Below are 1,240 nucleotides of genomic sequence, written 5' to 3' on the forward strand. Positions count from 1 at the left end.
CTGCCCGGCCTGGCCGCCCAGGCGCGCGAGGCCGCGCGCGAGGCGACCCCCGAGGACCCGGCGGCGCAGCAGGTCGCGCTGATGCTGGCGCAGCGCGGCTACGAGGCCAATCTCGCGGTGCTGCGCAGCACCGAGCAGATGGGCGACCGGCTGCTCGACATGCTGGGCTAGGCGCCCGGTTCCGGCCCGGACGGCGTGCCGAACACCGCCCGGTCGACGCGCCGCCGCTCGGCCAGCACATAGTCGTAGAGCGGCCGGCAGGCGGCGGCGATCCGCTCGCTGGCGATCTCCGGCACCACATTGTTCAGATACTGGTAGAAGAGCAGGTCGGCATCCGCCTCGCCGGCATGCGGCAGGATGCCGCAGAAGCTGAAGCCCAGCGCCTCGAACCTCTCGGCCAGCGCCGCCGTGGCGGGGTCGGCCAGCGGCAGTTCCAGCAGCACGGTGGCCGCGCCCTGCAGGCAGAAGCCGCGCAGGAAGCCCGCCACCGCCTCCACCGCGTCGGCGCCATAGGCCTCGACCTCCAGCACCACATGGCCCCACTGGGCGTATTCCTGCGAGACATGCAGCCGCGTGCGGCCCGTCTCGGGGGAAGGCGGCACGGTGTCCGCGAAGCGCACCGGCTCGGCCAGGGCGGTGTAGAGCCTCTCCAGCACGGCGCGGTGGCGCGGCGGGGCGTGCAGGGTGCGCGGCGGGCCGGGGCGGAAGCCACGATACAGCGCCACCTCCGATTGCCTTGCGCCGCTGCCGGCCAAGCTCTCATCGATCGCCCAATCGGTGCTGACCGAGGCCAGGTGAACATTGATCGGCACCGCGCCGTAGCGCAGCGCGCCGCGCTGCGAGACGGTGTGCGCGCTCACCGCATGCACCAGCCAGCCGCGGCAGCCCATCGTCTCGGCCTCCGCCTGGCCGAAATCCAGCAGATGGGCCAGCAGCACCGGGTGGCCTTGCCACTCCGGCGGCACCACCGCGTCGGTGGCCTCCGGCACCTGGCGGTTGCCGGAGAAATCGAAGCAGATATGGCCGACGATGCTGCCATCCTCGGACACCGCCACCACGCTGGCCATCTCGCCCTCGGCGTTGCGGCGGACCAGCCCCTCGACATCGTAGAGCCCGTCATCCGGGCGGGTGTAGCCATAGGCGAGCCAGGCGCAGCGGGCGATGCCGGGCGCGTCCTCAGGGCGGAAGCGCCGCACGGTGACGGGGGCGCGGTTGCGGCGCGGCGGCGCGGCGGGCGCGG

Annotated in this window: 2 protein-coding genes; one reads left to right on the forward strand and one right to left on the reverse strand. The window is 73.6% G+C overall.

The genetic code is table 11. The features are described from left to right. Positions 1 to 9 precede the first annotated feature (9 nt). Entirely contained in the window at positions 10 to 171 is a 162-nt protein-coding gene (locus tag HMPREF0731_RS26520; RefSeq protein WP_408734763.1) for a flagellar basal body rod C-terminal domain-containing protein, read from the forward strand. On the opposite strand, the gene HMPREF0731_RS19195 is transcribed toward HMPREF0731_RS26520, so the two are convergent. Continuing rightward, positions 168 to 1,240 (reverse strand): hypothetical protein (locus tag HMPREF0731_RS19195; RefSeq protein ID WP_040614058.1); only part of this gene is annotated, 1,073 nt, incomplete at its 5' end. The genes HMPREF0731_RS26520 and HMPREF0731_RS19195 overlap by 4 nt on opposite strands.

Source organism: Pseudoroseomonas cervicalis ATCC 49957 (assembly GCF_000164635.1).
Classification (GTDB): domain Bacteria; phylum Pseudomonadota; class Alphaproteobacteria; order Acetobacterales; family Acetobacteraceae; genus Pseudoroseomonas; species Pseudoroseomonas cervicalis.